Origin of the sequence: Streptomyces sp. 3MP-14 (assembly GCF_006334905.2) — a bacterium.
GTDB lineage: Bacteria > Actinomycetota > Actinomycetes > Streptomycetales > Streptomycetaceae > Streptomyces > Streptomyces triticirhizae.
On the sequence record NZ_VDLZ02000018.1, the window covers coordinates 37,818 to 54,127 of the forward strand.

Here is a 16,310-nt window from a genome sequence, read left to right on the forward strand (position 1 = left end):
GCTCGGGGGCGCTCAGCCCTTGACGGCGCCGATCAACATGCCCTTCTTGAAGTGGCGTTGGACGAACGGGGAGAGCACGGCGACCGGCAGCAGGGCCAGCACCATCACGGCGGTCTGCACGGCCAGGCTGGGGATCTGCCCGGTGCCGATCACCTGGGCCATGCCGGCGGGGCGCTCGCCCTCGATCACGATCTGCTGGAGGACGTTCTGGAGCGGGAGCTTCTCCTGGTCCTGGATGTAGATGAAGCCGTTGAACCAGTTGCTCCAGTAGCCGACCGCGTAGAAGAGGGAGATCACCGCGAGCACCGCGCGGGAGAGCGGCAGCACGATGGTCATCAGGATGCGGAACTCGCCGGCGCCGTCGATGCGGGCGCTGTCCACGATCTCCTGGCCGACGTTCATGAAGAACGCGCGCAGCACCAGGATGTTGAAGACGTTGACCGCCATCGGCAGGATCAGCGCGGCGTAGCTGTTCATCAGGCCGAGGGTCTGGATCAGCAGATAGGTGGGGATGAGCCCGGCGCCGCCGAAGAACATGGTGGCCAGCAGCGTCATCAGCAGCGGCCGGTGCCACAGCGAGCCGAGCCGGGACAGGCCGTAGGCGGCCAGCACCGAGACGACCATGCTGAAGGTGGTGCCGACCAGGGTGATGCCGACGGCGATCACCATGGAGCGGGCGACCTGGCCGCCGGAGAGCAGCTCCCGGTAGGCGGCGAGGCTGAAGCCGTCGGGCCAGACCACGAGGCCGCCGGCCTTCGAGATGGTCTCGGCGTCCGACAGGCTGGTGACCACCACGATCCACAGCGGGAAGAGCACGGCGAGCAGGGCGATGGAGAGGATGGCGCCCTTGGCGGTGAGCCCGACCCGGGTGGGCGGCTCCTCCCAGGGCGGCCGGCGGCGCTTCCCGGTCTCCTCGTCGTCCTCCACGAGGACGCTGGTCTGGGTCATGACCGCTTGTACACCCCCTGCTCACCCATCGCGTGGGCGACTCGGTTGGCGGCCAGCACCAGGGCCAGGCTGAAGACGCCCTTGACGATGCCGATGGCCGCCGCGTAGCTGAACTGGCCGTTCTGGATGCCGGTGTTCCACACGTAGGTGTCCAGCACCTCGGAGGCGCCTGGGCCGACGGCGGTGCGTTGGATCATGAACTGCTCCATGCCGACGGTGAGCATGTTGCCGACCTGGAGCACCAGCAGCAGCGCGATCACCGGGCGCAGCGCGGGCAGCGTCACATGCCAGATCCGGCGCCAGCGGCCGGCGCCGTCGACGGCGGCCGACTCGTACAGCTCCTGGTTGACGGTGGAGAGCGCGGCGAGGAAGACGATGATGCCCCAGCCGGCGTCCTTCCAGATGGCCTGGAAGGTGATGAGGAACTTGAAGAAGCCGGGGTTGGTCATCAGGTCGAAGCCGTCGTCCCAGCCGTTCTCCCGCAGCGTCTGGGCGACCAGCCCGGCGCCGCCGAGGATCTGTTGGAAGACGGTGATGACCAGCACCCAGGAGAAGAAGTGCGGCAGGTAGAGCACGGCCTGCGCCCAGGCCCTGACCTTGCTGTGCAGGATGCTGTTGATCAGGATCGCGAGCGCGATCGGGATGGGAAAGAAGAAGAACAGCTGGAGGCCGGAGAAGACCAGCGTGTTCTGGACGGCGTCCCAGAAGTAGCTGTCGTTGACCATCCGTTCGAACTGCTCCAGGCCCACCCAGGCGCTGTTGGCCATGGAGTCGAAGAAGCCGTCGCCGGCGTAGGGGCTGAAGAACTGGAAGGCGATGACGTTGCCGGCGATCGGGATGTAGGCGAAGACCAGCAGCAGCGCGACGCAGGGCAGCGTCATCAGGATCAGCGTCCGGTCCCGGCGCAGCCGGTGGCGGAAGCCGATGCCGCCTTCGAGGCGGGGGTCGCCCCTGCGGGTGGCGCGCGGGCGGGCGACGGGCCGGCCCCGGCGGGCGGGTCGGGCCGGCCGGTCCGACCGCTTCCGGCGCGGCGGGGCCGGCCGGGGGACCGTGCTGGGTGACACGGGGGCTCCTCGGGTTGGGTCGTGGGCCGGTCGGTCAGGCGGACTCGTCGTCGCGCAGCCGCTGGTACCAGTCGCGCAGGCCGTCGCCGCCGTTGCGGCGCCACTCGGCGACCGCGTCCTGGAGGTCGCTGATCGAGCGCCGGCCGCGCACCACGTCGTCCTCCAGGTCCTCGAACTGGTCGCTGAGGTTGGTGAACTGGTCGGGCTCCTGGACCTGGCGGCCGAAGAACATCGCCTCCTTGACGAAGGGCATGTGCCGCCGCATCCACCCGGTCCAGTCCTCCACCAGCTGCGGCACGTCGGGCGCGGCGATGAAGTGTCCCGGCGTGGCGATGAAGGTGTAGGTCTCCGGCACGACCTCCTCCTCGCCCTGCGGGGTGCGGATGCGCTGGTCGCCCTCGACGGTGTAGTGCACGTCCTGGACGCCGTAGGTGCGCAGCAGGTGTTCCCGGGTGCCGTAGGGCGCGGCGCAGAAGTTGGCGATCTCCAGGGCCTCGCGGACCCGGTCCTCGGGGAGGTCCTTGTTGACGAACGTCCAGATGCTGGAGCCGTTGCCCGCGTACAGCACCGGGTCCGCGCCGTCCACGCCGAAGTAGTCGAACGCGTTCATCCGGAACTCGGGGTTGGCGGCGCGCTGTTCGGTCAGCGTGTTGTGCCAGACGCCCTGGCCCTGGTTGAACATCAGCGACTCGCCGGAGGTGAAGCGGACCAGCGCGTCGCCCTGGGCGGCCACCGCGTCGGGGTGGACCACGCCGGCCTCGAAGAGGCGCCGGGTCCAGTCCAGTGCCTCCAGATAGGCGTCGGTCTCGTAGCGGTTGACCAGCCGGCCGTCCACCTCCTCCCAGTACTGCGGCTTGTCGGGGAGCACGCCGTGGATGATGAGCGAGGACCACTTCATGTCCTCGCAGGCCCAGACGCGGTTGCGGGCGGAGGTGATGTCCCGGCAGAAGGCGATGAAGTCCTCGGCGTCGGTGGGCACGTCCCAGCCCTCGGCCTCGAAGACATCCTGCCGGTAGAAGGGGATCACGCCGCCGATGGGCGGGGCCGGCATGGGCAGGCCGCGCAGCGCGCCGCCGAAGATGGCCGGCTCCCAGGCGGCGGTGGGGATGGCGGCGAGGTTGGGGTAGTCCAGCACCCTGTCGCCGGAGAGATAGGGGCCGAGGTCGGCGAAGCGGCTGCTGATGGCCCGCGGTATCTGGCCCTGTAGCTCCCAGCCGGGCACGCAGACCAGGTCGGGGATGTCGCTGCCGGCGAGCACGGCGCCGAGCTTCTCGCCGTAGGTGTTGCCGTCCTGGGTCTGCCAGACCATCCGGGAGCCGATGGCCTCGTCCATCGCGGTCCAGTAGTCGTTGCCCTCGGGCGGCGGGGTGCCCCAGAGCGGGGTCATCGCGCGGAACTCGCCGCCGCTGCCCCGGGGTTCGGGCACGGTGACGCCCAGTTCGTCCTCGGGGATGAAGCGGGTGTAGCCGGGGCTGGCGCCGTTCTCGGCCGGGATGTCGGGCTCGACCGCGATGTCGGAGGCGCGGTAGGTCGGCAGGATGCTCTCCAGCTCGCTCTCCGCCACCCTGCCGCCCTCGGCGCCGCCCCCGCCGCCGTCCGAGGAGCAGGCGCTGAGCAGCGGGACGCCGCCGGCCGTCGCCGCCGCGGCCACCGCCGTCGAGGCGAGGAATCGTCTCCTGCTGGGTGCGGAGGGGGAGTTCGACATGCGGAAACCCTTCAGAGGCTCGGCGGCTTCGGCGACCCGCTGTCCTGCGCTGGTCGAAGCGCTTCGATGTTGGGCAGAGGTTAAGACCCGCCAGCGGGGCGCACAACCCCCGCTTCAGAGAAAATGTGGAACCGCTCCCCCGGTCCAGACCTGAGGAAACACGGGCACCAACCGTGCGCTCCCGCACGGGGCTTGACAGGGTGCGTCCCAGAAACCGAGCATCGAAGCGCTTCGAATTCGAGGCGCGCGACGGGGCCGCCCAGCCGAGCCGCCGCGCGCCGCCCCCGCCGTCTGACCGTCTGCCCGTCTGAGCTAAGGACGCCCCTGTGACTGCCGAGCCGCCGCCGTTCCGGGACCCCTCGCTGACCGTGGAGCGGCGGGTGGCCGACCTGCTCGGCCGGCTGACGCTGCCCGAACGGGTCGCGCTGCTGCACCAGTTCGCGCCGGCCGTCGAACGGCTGGGGCTCGCCGCGTTCCGCACCGGGCAGGAGGCGCTGCACGGGGTGGCGTGGATGGGCGGCGCCACCGTCTTCCCGCAGGCCGTGGGGCTGGGCGCGACCTGGAACGCGGAGCTGGTGCGCGCGGTGGGCGAGGCGGTGGGCCGCGAGGTGCGGGCGATGCGCGCCAAGGACCCGCGCGTCGGCCTCAACGTCTGGTCGCCCACGGTCAACCTGCTGCGCCACCCGCTGTGGGGCCGCAACGAGGAGGGCTACGCCGAGGACCCGCTGCTCACCGCGAGCCTGGCCGCCGCCTACACCCGGGGCCTGGCCGGCGACCACCCCGTCTACCGGCGCACCGCGCCCGTGCTCAAGCACTGGCTGGCGCACAACCACGAGGTGGACCGCGACACCGCCAGCACCTCGCTGCGGGCCAGGGTGCTGCGCGAGTACGAGCTGCCCGCGTTCGTCGGCCCGGTGCGGGCGGGCGCGGTGGCCGGGGTGATGCCGGCGTACAACCTGGTCAACGGGCGGCCCAACCATCTCTCGCCGCTGCTGGCCGGCCTGCGCCGGCACGCGGCCGAGCCGCTGGTGGTCTGCTCGGACGCCGGCGCGCCCAGCAACATCGCCGGCTCCCAGGGGTATCTCCCGGACCACGCGGCCGGGTTGGCGGCCGCGCTGCGCGCCGGTGTGGACAGCTTCACCGACCACGGCGAGGACTCCGCGCCCACGGTGGCCCGGCTGACCGAGGCGCTGGAGCGCGGGCTGATCGACGAGGCGGACGTCGACCGGGCGGCCGCCCGGCTGCTGGCGATGCGGTTCCGGCTGGGCGAGTTCGACCCGGACCTCGACCCGTTCGCCGCCGAGGGTGCCGGGACCGCCGGGGACGCCGAGGACGGTAACGGTCCGGCGCATGACACCGCCGCGCACCGGGAGTTGGCGGTGGAGGCCGCCGAGCAGGCCGTGGTGCTGCTGCGCAACGACGGGCTGCTGCCGCTGGCGCCGGGCCGTTCCGTCGCGGTGCTGGGCCCGTTGGCCGACGAGGTCAAGCTGGACTGGTACAGCGGCACGCTGCTGCACCGGGTCAGCCCGCTGGACGGGCTGCGCGCCCACCCGGGCGTCGGCCAGGTGAGCTGGCACGACGGCGCCGATCTGGTGCGGCTGCGGGCTGGCGACGGCTGGCTGACGGTGCCGGAGGCGGCCGGGGAAGGGGCGGCCGCACGCGACGCCGGCGCGCTGGACCCGGCGCTGCTCGCCGGCCGCACCGACCTGCCGCCGCTGTCCTTCGGGCCCGAGGAGACGGCCACCGAGCTGCGGCTGCTCGACTGGAGCGGCGGCGCTTTGACGTTCTCCGCGCCCGACGGGCGGTATCTGTCGGTCGCCGACGACGGCCTGGTGCGCGCCTCGGCTGAGCAGCCGGGCGGCTGGGTGGTGCGGGAGGTCTTCACGCTGGAGCCGCACGGCGAAGGTCACCTCCTGGTCCATCGGGCGAGCGGTCGCCCGGTGGTGGTCGCCGCCGAGGGCCTGAAGGTTGCCGCGCCCGGCGAGGACGGCACCGAACTCCTCGTCGAGACGCTGCGCTCCGGCGCCGACGCGGTCGCCGAGGCGGCGGCCGGCGCGGACGTCGCGGTGCTGGTGCTGGGCAACGACCCGCACATCAACGGCCGGGAGACCGAGGACCGCGCCACCCTGGAGCTGCCGCCGGCCCAGGACGCGCTCTGGCGCGCGGCCCACGCGGCCAACCCGAACACCGTGCTGGTGCTGGTCTCCTCCTACCCGTACGCCGTCGGCGAAGCGGACGCCGCGCTGCCGGCGCTGCTGTGGACCGCGCACGGCGGGCAGGCCGCCGGCACCGCACTGGCCCGGGTGCTCACCGGCGACGTCGCGCCGGCCGGCCGGCTGCCCCAGACCTGGTACGCGCGGGACGCCGACCTGCCGGACATCCGCGACCACGACCTGATCACGGCCCGCACCACCTATCTCTACTTCGACGGCGAGCCGCTCTACCCGTTCGGGCACGGCCTGTCCTACACCCGCTTCGAGCACTCCGGGCTGACCGTCGCCGAGGAGGACGGGGAGCTGGTCGCCCGGGTGACCGTGGCCAACGTCGGGGACCGCGCCGGCGACGAGGTGGTGCAGCTCTACGCCTCCGCCGTCGACCCCGAAGTCCCGCGCCCGCACCGCTGGTTGGTGGCCCACCGGCGGATCGCCTGCGCGCCGGGCGAGCGGGTGACCGTCACCCTGCGGGCCCCGGCGAGCGAGGCGCTGGGGCACTGGGACGTGGCACGTTCCCGGTGGCTGGTGGCGCCCGGCGGCTACCGGTTCGAGGTCGGGGCGTCCAGCCGGGACATCCGCTGCCGCGTCGACTGGCAGGTCGCCGGCGAACCGGCCGCGCCCCGGCCGGTGCGCGAACGGGGCCTGGTGGCCGCCGACTTCGACACGGTGGCCGGCGCCGAGCTGGTCGACCTGACGCAGGTCGCCGGCGACGCGGTGACGCCCCGGGACGGCGGCGTCGCCGAACTCGGCTATCTGGCCTGCGACCTGGGCGACGGCGTGGCGAAGGTGACGGTGGTGGCCGCCGCGACCGGCGCCGGCGGCCGGCTGACGGTGACGCTGGGCGAGGTGGCGGCGAGCGCCGAGGTGCCGGCCGGCGCCGACCGCTACGCCTACCGGCCGTTGGCCGTGACGCTGCCCGAGCCGGTGGGCGGGGTGCGCACGCTGCGGCTGACGGTGCGCGGCCCGGTGCGGGTGGACCGGCTGGAGTTCGGCTGACCCTCGCCCGGCGGATAGAGTGCGCGGCGATGGATGCCACGCACGACTACGCCTTTCTGCTGCTCCCCTCGCACAACCGGGTCTATGCCCAGGAGTCGGCGCGCCTCGCCCGCGCCGAGCTGCTGGTGCTGAACGAGACGGTGCTCGGCGGGCGGATCGAGGAGATCGAGGAGCGCACGCTGGGCGGCGTGCGCTATCTGACCTTCCGCGCGCCCCGGCTGGGCGGGGACGACCTCGCCCAGCTCGCCAACCTCTCCGGGCTCTACGCCCTCTTCGAGCGGACCGGCGAGACGCTGACCCCGTTGCCCGTGGAGCGGCTGGACGCGTTCCCCGACGACCTGATCACCATCCAGAAGTACGTCGGCAAGACCAACGAGGACTTCACCAAGCTGCTGCTCAACGTGACGGCGTTCTCCTGCGCCCGGCCCGAGCGGCTGCTGACGCGGCGACTGCGGGTCCTCGACCCGCTGGCCGGGCGCGGCACCACCCTCAACCAGGCGGTGATGTACGGCCTCGACGCGGCGGGCGTGGAGCGCGACACCAAGAGCTTCGACGCCTACCAGAACTTCTTCCGGCAGTGGCTGAGGAACAGCCGGATCAAGCACCGCGCCGACCTCGGCCCGGTGCGGCGCCACCACCGCACCATCGGGCGGCGGCTGGCCGTCACGCTCGGCGTGGACAAGGAGCGCTACCGGGCGGGCGAGACCATCGACGTGACCGCCGTCAACGCGGACACCACGGCCGCCGGCGACTTCTTCCCGGCCGGCTCGTTCGATCTGATCGTGACGGACGCGCCCTACGGGGTGCAGCACGGCAGCCGGTCGCGGGACGCCGGCGGGCCGACGCGCAGCCGCAGCCCGCTGCCGCTGCTGGCCGAGGCGCTGCCGGTCTGGCACCGGCTGCTGCGCCCGGGCGGGGCGATCGGGATCTCCTGGAACACCCTGGTGGCCCGCCGCGCCGAGCTGACCGCGCTGCTGGCCGAAGCGGGCCTCGACGTGCGGGAGTCGGAGCCCTATCTGGGCTTCGCCCACCGCGTGGACCAGGCGATCACCCGCGACCTGGTGGTGGCCGTCAGGCCGACGGCCACCGGGGACACCGGGGACACCGCGGACTGAACGGGACTGAGCGGGGAGTGGGCGGCGTGCCACCTCGTGCACGCGCGCCTCAGGCGGTCCGCTCGTCCGGCTCCCCGGGCGGCGCGGGACGATCGTCCTCCTCGGGCGGATCGCACAGCCCCTCGGTCGAGATGCCGGTTGCCTCCCGCACGGTCTCGCCGTCCGTGATCGTCAGCCAGCCGATGACGCGGCAGGCCGTGTCGCGCCACTCGTCGACCTCGTCGAGACGGATCACGGACACGAGTTCCTGGTCACTCCAGCCCACGGCCTCGGACCCCCGGGCATAGAACAGGACGTTCCCGTCGGACGAGGTGGCGAAGAAGTCCCCGCCGTGGCCGACGCTCCATCGCTCGACGGGGTTGGCGGAGTCGTGGTCGTAGATCCGGACCTCGCCGCCACTGGCGAGTTGGAACCGGCCGTCCGGCCGGATGGTCGGCGCGATCACATAGCTGGCCGGGCAGCCGGTGCAGAGGGCGGTCGGCCCGGTCACGCGGTGCGCCGGTTCGCCGTCCCGTGGCGACGGCAGCCGCCACTGCTCCCAGGCGGTGCGGTCTCGCACGACGATCAGGTGGCGCTCGTCGTGCGCGTTGAAGACCACGGTGTTGACGGGGCCGCCCGTGTCGACCCGCAGCTCGGGAACCTCGCGGCCGGAACTCAGGTCCACCACGCGGACCTCGTGCCCTCCGTTGACCACCGCCACCCGGCCCGGCATCGACGTCGAGACGATCCGGAACGACTCGGCGTGCCGCGGGTCGTCGCTGAGCAGCCCCAGATCGGCGAGGTCCACGCGGTCGATCCGCCGGCCCGTGGCGGCGTCCCACCGTTCGACCACGTTCCCCGAGCGGGTGACCAGGCGGCCGTCCGCCTGGAACAGCATCTCGACTCCGGGAACCAGGTTGGGATGTGGCGCCGTGGGCGGCGGTGTCACGCGGAGCTCCGCGACCGCTTCCAGGGTCTCGATGTCGCGGATCACGACCGAGCCCTCGCCGGTCATGACATCCGCCATCAGGCCGCCCGGTTCAAAGGTCGGCACGACGCGGAACTGGTCGGGAGTGAACGTGGCATCCGACCGCTCCACCGCCGCGAGTTCCTCCAGCCTCTCCGGGTAGTCCGCGATGTCGTACAGCGTCAGCTGGCTACGCCCGTCCCCGTCGGAGACCCCGTCCCCGTCGCGGTCGTCCGAGTACGCCAGCATCCGGTCGCCCTCCCGGAGGAGAGCGTAGGAACGGAACGAGGGGGTCTGGGCGAGGTCCTGCTCGATCAGCATCACCGCGTCGGGGGCCGCGACCAGGTGGTAGCGGCGGCCACCGTCCTGGAGGATCGCTCCGTGCGGGGTGACCTCGTGCTCGGCGGTCAGGACGTTCCCCGTGGGCTTGGGCAGGGTGACGGCCTCGCCGTCTCCCGACAGGCGGTAGACGGTCGGCGGCCGCACCCCGTCGCTGACGTACCGGCCGGTGTGGTCGAGTGCGGGCGGAGTGAGGTAGCAGGTGTCCGGAAGAGAGGTGTGGACGGGCTCGTCGACGCGGCCCACATGCAGGGTGTCGTCCAGGTCGCAGAACGCCATCGTGGTGCCGTCCCCGGAGAACGTGGCGCTGGCGATGTCCTCGACGACCGTGGTGGTCTCGCCCGACCGCAGGTCGACGCGGAGCACGTCGTGGCCGGCCCCTCCGTTGCCCGACTCCCCCAGTTCCTCCGGCGGGATGTCCGGTTCCACCTCGACCAGGGCATGGTCGGGGTCACTTCCGAACCACACGTCGTGGATGACGCTTCCGTCTCCCAGCGTCAGGGGGTCGGCCATGGTGCCGTCTCCCAGGTCCCAGCGGAACAGCTGGTTGCCGAGAGCGGCGGCCACGACGCGATCTCCGTCCTGGGAGACGGCGATGCGCCGCTGCTCCGAGTTCCAACTCCCCTCGTCCATCGCGAAATCCCGGCCGGGCAGGACGTGGCCGTCGCCGAGGTCGTCCGACGGATACCAGACGAGCGCACCGGAGGAGGTCACGAAACCGAAGCGTTCCCCGCCCGGCGACACGAAGGGGTAGATGGCGTAGTCGTCGCCGAACGGAACGGGGTCCCTGGACAGCTGGCCGGTTTCGTCCCGGCGGAACACCGTGGCCTGCCCCTCCCGCCCCGTCGTCAGAACGACCCGTCCGTCGCCGCTGGCCGCGATCCTCCGCACGCCGCCACGGAGCCCGGACATGACCAACTCGGTTCCTCCGTACGTGACATACGTCTGGAGCAGCGCGTCCCTGGCCTCGTCGGTGGGCGCCCGCTCGTAGGCCGCCAGCGCGTATATCGCCGCGAGAGCCGGATCGGACGTCAGCGAGGCGGCGGAGGAGCCCGCCAGGGCCCGGGAGTCCGACTCCGCGTCGCGGGTCGCGCTCACCCGGGTCTGGGAGACGAAGAGCGCCGCCAGCACGACGATCACCAGGGCGACCGTGCCGGCCGTGCCGAACAGGCCCCGACGCAGCCGCAGTTGGCGTCGCCGCCGCACCCGACCCCGGGCGAGGAAATCCAACGCCGCCGCGTCGATGTCGTCGCGGCGCTCCGCCACCCAGCGGTCCGCCGCCGCCAGGTCCGTCGCCCCCGGCAACAGGTCGTCCGGGTTCCCGGCCGCCACCCAGCGTTCCCGGTCCTGACGCAGCCGCTCGTACCAGGCGAGAAAGTCACGATCCGCCTCCGCCCAGGAACTCAGCCTCGGCCAGCCGCTGATGAGCGCCTCGTGGGCCAGTTCGACGCTCTCCCCGAACCGGGCGTCCGCCTCCGTCGCCGGAGGCGCGATCACCAGGAGCCGCTGATCGGCCAGGGTGCGCGCGGCCTCCCACTCGCCGTCGGACAGCTCGGCGCGGCGCACCGTCCGACGGACGGGGGTGTGGGTGCCCGGCGGAAGCCGGATCAGCCGGGTCAGCAGTCGCCGGGCATCCGCGGTGGCCGTCGCGTCCGTTCCCTCGGCCGTGTACGACTCCCAGGTGCGCTCCGCCCGTTCGGCGAGCGCTCCGTGCACGCCGCCCAGCCGGGCGTACGCCCGCTGGGTCAGCAGCCCGGCCCGCTGTTCGCGCCAGAGCTGGTCGAGAGTGAAGCCCAGCAGCGGCAGCACGCCCGCCGCGTTCCCCACGTCCCCGACGATCCGGTCGATCAGCCCGTCCTGGTACGAGACGGCCGGCACCCGGGCGACGGGGCCGGTCACCGCCGCGCGGATCTGGCGGGCGGTCATCTGCGGGAGCAGGAACGTGGCGCCCCGCACCGCGCGGCCCAGCAGGGGGTTCTCCTCCACGGGCGGCAGAAGGTCCACGCGGAGCGTCGTGAGCACCCGCAAGCCCTCGGGCGGGTCGCTCCCGAACAACAGGGCAAGCGCCACGGTGGCGTCCACCTGGGTCAGCAGCTCCTCCAACTGGTCCACGACGATGACGACGCCGTCGACGCCACGCGTGGCACGGATCTGGTCCAGTACCTCGGGCAGCCCGCCCTCCGTCAACTCGCGCCGCGTCGCCCGGACCTCGTCCCGCTGCGCCCGGCCCCGCAGCTCGGGCTGGGCCACCGCCGTCAGGCCGGTGGCGATCGCGCCGAGCAGGTCCCGGGTGCGCGGCAGCACGCAGGTCGCCAGGCCCGCCGCGCGCAGCCTCGGCAGCACGCCGGCCCGGACCACGGAGGACTTGCCGCAGCCGGAGGCGCCGAGGACGGTGACCAGGGGATGGTCGAGCACCAGGCGCGTGATCCGTTCGCTCTCCTCGTCCCGCCCGAAGAAGGCCGGGGCGTCGCTTTCCTGGTATGCCTCAAGGCCGGGGAAGGGGGACGGCGGGCCGACCACCTCGCGCAGCGAGGGCGCGGCGGCCACGAGCTGGGCGGTGGGGATCAGAAAGGCCACCGGGTTGCCGAGATCGGCCGCGACGACCATGCCGACCACGGCGGCCAGTTCGTCATCCCAGACCGGTGCTCCGCTGAAGCCCCGGCGGACGGGATACCGTCCGTCGGCGGCCTGCTCGAACTGGAGCCAGCCGTTGCCCTGTCGCTGCCGCAGCACGGCCGAATGCCACACGCCCCGGTCGTGGTGCCTGGGGAAGCCGAGCGTCCTGGCGCGGTGGCCCCACAGGAGGTCCCCGGTCTCCACCAGCGGCACCGGCCGGGTGCCGGGCAGGGGTTCGGCCGTCTCCAGCACGGCGACATCGGCGTCGGGGTGCCACTCCCGAACCGTCGCGGGGAAGGGGCCGGGGCCACCGGCGACGCCGACATCCACCCCGACCTGCTGGCCGGGCCGCACGTCGCCGGTGCCGACCACATGGGCGCAGGTGACCGCCAGCCGGTCGGTGACCAGGAAGGCGGCGCCCGCCACCGCGCCGTCGGGGCGCAGCACCCGCAGGACGCCACCGGCCAGCGGCACCGGTTCGGGGGTGCTCAAGACTGATCCCGCTGCCGCCCCTGCCAGGTCAGCGTGACGGAGAAGTTGGCCTCCCCCGAGGTGCTGGCGATCAACACGTCGGCCTCGGCCGTCAGCGAGATGCCGAAGTCCAGGCTGACCTCGTCGGGTGGCTGCGCCATGTCCGACAGCCGGGTCACCAACCGTTCGGCGATCGGGCGGACGACATCCACCATCGTGTCCAGGGAACGCGCCGCCCGCCTGACGGGCGGCTCCCCCGTCCTGCCGACGGGCACCACGCCCGGTTCCGCGTCCGTCTCGGACTCCCGCACCTGGACCAGCACGCGTTCGGTGCCCCCCTCGGTCACCGACAACTCGACCACCCGCATGGCGTTCTTCCCCTCCCTCGTGGCTTTCCTGGGTTATGCCAGCGATTCGAGGACGGGAAGACGGCTTCTCTTCTCCCTTCACACTCACTTCACACCGCGACACCGGCCGCACTGACGCGAGGCAGCCCTCGGCGGCCGTGCGGCCGGTGCCCTCCCCCGTGGGCGCGCCCGGTTACAGCTCAAGCCCCGTGAGCACCATCACCCGCTCGTAGCTGTAGTCCTCCATCGCGAAGCGGACGCCCTCCCGGCCGACGCCGGACTGCTTGACGCCGCCGTAGGGCATCTGGTCGGCGCGGTAGGACGGCACGTCGCCGATGACGACGCCGCCGACCTCCAGCGCCCGGTGGGCGCGGAAGGCGGCCTGGAGGTCGTGGGTGAAGACGCCGGCCTGGAGGCCGAACGTCGAGTCGTTGGCGGCGGCGAACGCGGCGGCCTCGTCGGGCACGCTGGTCACCGACAGCACCGGGCCGAAGACCTCCTCGCAGGAGATCCTCGCGTCGGCCGGCACGTCGGCGAGCACGGTCGGCGCGTAGCTGGCGCCCTCCCGGGTGCCGCCGGTCAGCACCCGGGCGCCGCCGGCGACGGCCTGGCCCACCCAGTCCTCGACCCGCCGCGCCGCGTCCTCGCTGACCAGCGGCCCGACATCGGTGGCCGGGTCGGAGGGGTCGCCGGTGACCAGGGCCTCCACGGCGGCGACCAGCCGGGGCACCAGCCGGTCGTGCACGGCGGCGTCGACGATCACCCGCTGCACCGCGATGCAGGACTGCCCCGCCTGGTAGTTGGAGAACGTGGCGATCCGCTCGGCCGCCCAGTCCAGGTCGGCGTCGGCCGCGTAGTCGCCGAGCACCACGGCCGCGCCGTTGCCGCCCAGCTCCAGGGTGACCCGCTTGCGCGGCACCGCGTCCCTGATGGACCAGCCGACCGGCACCGAGCCGGTGAACGAGATGATCGGCAGCCGCTCGTCCGAAACCAGCGCCGGCATCGCGTCGTTGGGCACCGGCAGCACGCTGAACGCGCCGGCCGGCAGCTCCGTCTCGGCCAGCACCTCGCCCAGCACCAGCGCGGAGAGCGGGGTGGCGGGCGCCGGCTTGAGCACGATGGGCGCGCCGGCGGCGAGCGCCGGGGCGACCTTGTGGGCGCACAGGTTGAGCGGGAAGTTGAACGGCGCGATGCCCAGCACCGGGCCGTAGGGGACGCGGCGGGTCAGCGCCAGCCGGCCGGTGCCGCCGGCGTCCGCGTCGAGCCGCTGGGCGGTGCCGCCGTTGAACCGCCGCGCCTCGTCGGCCGCCCAGCGGAAGACCGAGAGGCAGCGCGCCACCTCGACCTTCGCCCACTTCAGCGGCTTGCCGTTCTCGGCGGAGATCAGCTCGGCCAGCTCGTCGGCGCGCTCGGCGAGCCGGGCGCGCGCCAAGTCCAGGGCGGCGGCCCTGACATGGGCGGGGCTCGCGGCGAACTCCGGCGCGACCCGCGCGGCCGCCGCCACCGCCTCCTCGGTCTGCGCGGCCGTGGGCACCGAGACGGTGCCGACCGTGCGACCGTCCCAGGGCGAGGTGACCTCCAGGGTGTCCTCGCCGCGCACCGCGCGGCCGGCGAGCCAGAACGGCTGGGGGGAGGTGGCTTGCGTCATCGCGGTCCGCCCTTCCGGGTGTTGGGGATGCTTCTGTCGGACTCCCAGCGTGCGGGCGCGCCTCGGCGGGCCGCTCGCCCTTCCCACCGTAGGCGGTTCGGGCGGCCCGGCCTCTTGTCCGGTTCGTAGCGGCGCGGCGGGCGGACGCGCCCTTTCGTCGTAACGGGGGCGGGCGCACCGGACCGTTGCCTGCCCGGCGCCCGGCGGCGGCGCGCGCTCAGCCGCGCGGGCCCGGCGGGGTCGCCAGGCCGCTGGCCTTGAGCGCCAGCCACAGCTCCATCCGCAAGTCCGGGTCGTCCAGCGAACGGTCCAGGATCTCCTCGACCCGCCGCATCCGGTACCGCAGCGTGTGCCGGTGCACCCCCAGGTCGGCGGCCGCCGCGTCCCACTGGCCGTGCCGGGAGAGCCAGGCCCGCAGCGAGGCCAGCAGGTCGCCGCGCCCCGAGCGGTCGTGCTCGCGCAGCGACCGCAGCATCCCGTCGGCGAACGCCCGCACCGCCTCGTCCCCGAGCAGCGGCAGCAGCGAACCCGTCGCCACGTCGTCGTGCTCCACCCACGCCCTGCCCCGCCGTCTGGCCACCAACAGCGCCTCCCTGGCCTGCTGGTAGGCGAGCGAGGCGTGCGCCAGCCCGGTCGGCGCCGACAGGCCGAGCACCAGGCCCTCGCCCGCCGACTCGGCGTGCTTGGCGCAGGCGGCCTGCGTTCCCCCGCCGTCCGCCAGCAGCAGCACCAGCCCCTCGCCGTCCGGCGCGGCGAGCACCGACTCCCCCGCCCTGGCCGCCGCGCCCTCCACGAGCTGGCCGAAAGCCGCCAGCCGCTCCGGATCTTCGCCCTCGGCGGCCAACACCCGCAGCGGGGCGTCCAACAGGCCGCCGTAGAGCTGGCCGGCGACCGCCCGCGCGTGGTCCGGCTCGCCGCTGAGCAGCATCCGCAGCACGGCGCCGCCGAGCCGGGACTCGGCCCGCTGGTAGGCGACCGAACGCTCGGTGACCAGGGTAAGCAGCGCGACGGCGGCCTGCACGGCGTAGCGGCCCGAGGTGCCGAGCGGGGCCTCCGTTCCGATGGCCAGCACGGCGCGGCCGCGCGTTCCGGTGCCGACCGACTGGAGTTCGACCCGGTCCGCGTCGCCGGTCTCGCCGCCCGGCGCGGCGCACACGGTGCTGGCCGGCGCCGGCCGGTCGCCGAGCCGGCGGACCTCGTCGGCCAGCAGCCCGGCCCGCCGCGCGGCCCAGCCCGGCGCGACCGCCGTCACCGCGCCCGCCCGGTCGAAGAGCGCGGCCCAGCCGCCCACCTCGGTGGCCAGCCGGCCCAGCAGCGCCTCGGGCCCCTCGGGCGCGAGCGCGGCGCGGGTCAGCTCGCGCTGCGCGGCGAAGCCGGCGGTGACGGTGCGGTACTGCTCGGCGGCGATGGCCGCCGAGACGGCCTTGCTGATGGCGATGAACGGCGTCGGCCGGGGCACCTCAAGCAGCGGCAGCCCCACCTCCCGCACGGCGGCCAGCAACTCCGGTGTCACCTCGGGGTGGTTGACGCCGATCCCGAAGCCGAGGCCCACCACGCCGGCCCCGGCCAGCCGCGCCACATAGGCGCGCATCTCCTCGGCGTCGTCCACCGGCAGCTTCAGGCCGATCGTCAACAGCAGCTCCCCGCCGTCCAGATAGGGCGTCGGGTCGCTCATCTCGCTGGTGTGCGCCCAGCGCACCTCGGTGTCCAGCCGTTCCTCCCCCGACAGGACCCGAAGCCGAAGCGCTGAGTGGTGCACGAGGGCGGCGAGAGTGGGGCGCATGGATCACCTAGGGCCGGCGGGGCGCGTCATGACGAACCGTATCGTGGCCGGTCACGCCGCCCCATGGGCCGTTGGTCCCCATCGGGCGGTATCGGCCACCCGCCGCCACCCGCCGCGCC

The 16,310-nt window shown here is 73.6% G+C and carries 9 protein-coding genes; 2 read left to right on the forward strand and 7 right to left on the reverse strand.

Annotated elements, in window-relative coordinates:
• Positions 1-12: 12 nt before the first annotated feature.
• The 3 genes from FH609_RS26010 to FH609_RS26020 are packed head-to-tail and all read right to left on the reverse strand — an operon-like array spanning position 13 to position 3,717.
• Positions 13-948 carry a carbohydrate ABC transporter permease gene (locus FH609_RS26010; protein ID WP_139672863.1) on the reverse strand — a complete coding sequence of 312 codons (936 nt, stop codon included), beginning with the start codon at positions 946-948 and terminating at the stop codon, positions 13-15.
• On the reverse strand, positions 945-2,012 hold the full coding sequence (locus FH609_RS26015) for an ABC transporter permease (protein ID WP_139672860.1): 1,068 nt from the start codon (positions 2,010-2,012) through the stop codon (positions 945-947). Before FH609_RS26015 ends, FH609_RS26010 begins: the two co-directional genes overlap by 4 nt.
• A gap of 34 nt (positions 2,013-2,046) precedes the next feature.
• Complete coding sequence (locus tag FH609_RS26020) at positions 2,047-3,717, reverse strand: extracellular solute-binding protein (RefSeq protein WP_139672857.1); 1,671 nt, start codon at positions 3,715-3,717, stop codon at positions 2,047-2,049.
• 326 nt (positions 3,718-4,043) lie between these two features.
• Between FH609_RS26020 and FH609_RS26025 the strand changes: the two genes are divergently transcribed.
• Both FH609_RS26025 and FH609_RS26030 read left to right on the forward strand, forming a co-directional pair.
• Positions 4,044-6,926, forward strand: coding sequence for a glycoside hydrolase family 3 C-terminal domain-containing protein (locus FH609_RS26025; RefSeq protein ID WP_139672854.1), 2,883 nt, complete (start codon positions 4,044-4,046; stop codon positions 6,924-6,926).
• Positions 6,927-6,955: 29 nt separating this feature from the next.
• Positions 6,956-8,041: a TRM11 family SAM-dependent methyltransferase gene (locus tag FH609_RS26030; protein WP_139672851.1), complete on the forward strand. Its 1,086-nt coding sequence runs from the start codon at positions 6,956-6,958 to the stop codon at positions 8,039-8,041.
• Positions 8,042-8,090: 49 nt separating this feature from the next.
• Here the strand turns inward: FH609_RS26030 and FH609_RS31265 are convergent, their stop codons facing one another.
• The 4 genes from FH609_RS31265 to FH609_RS26055 all read right to left on the reverse strand — a co-directional run bounded on the left by FH609_RS31265 (position 8,091) and on the right by FH609_RS26055 (position 16,191).
• Positions 8,091-12,434, reverse strand: a complete 4,344-nt coding sequence (locus FH609_RS31265) for a trypsin-like peptidase domain-containing protein (RefSeq protein WP_193318067.1) — start codon at positions 12,432-12,434, stop codon at positions 8,091-8,093.
• Positions 12,431-12,781 carry a CU044_2847 family protein gene (locus tag FH609_RS26045; protein WP_139672980.1) on the reverse strand — a complete coding sequence of 117 codons (351 nt, stop codon included), beginning with the start codon at positions 12,779-12,781 and terminating at the stop codon, positions 12,431-12,433. The genes FH609_RS31265 and FH609_RS26045 overlap by 4 nt, the downstream gene beginning before the upstream one ends.
• A 172-nt stretch (positions 12,782-12,953) precedes the next feature.
• Positions 12,954-14,408 carry an aldehyde dehydrogenase family protein gene (locus FH609_RS26050; protein WP_139672847.1) on the reverse strand — a complete coding sequence of 485 codons (1,455 nt, stop codon included), beginning with the start codon at positions 14,406-14,408 and terminating at the stop codon, positions 12,954-12,956.
• 217 nt (positions 14,409-14,625) lie between these two features.
• On the reverse strand, positions 14,626-16,191 hold the full coding sequence (locus tag FH609_RS26055) for a PucR family transcriptional regulator (protein WP_139672844.1): 1,566 nt from the start codon (positions 16,189-16,191) through the stop codon (positions 14,626-14,628).
• Positions 16,192-16,310: the final 119 nt, after the last annotated feature.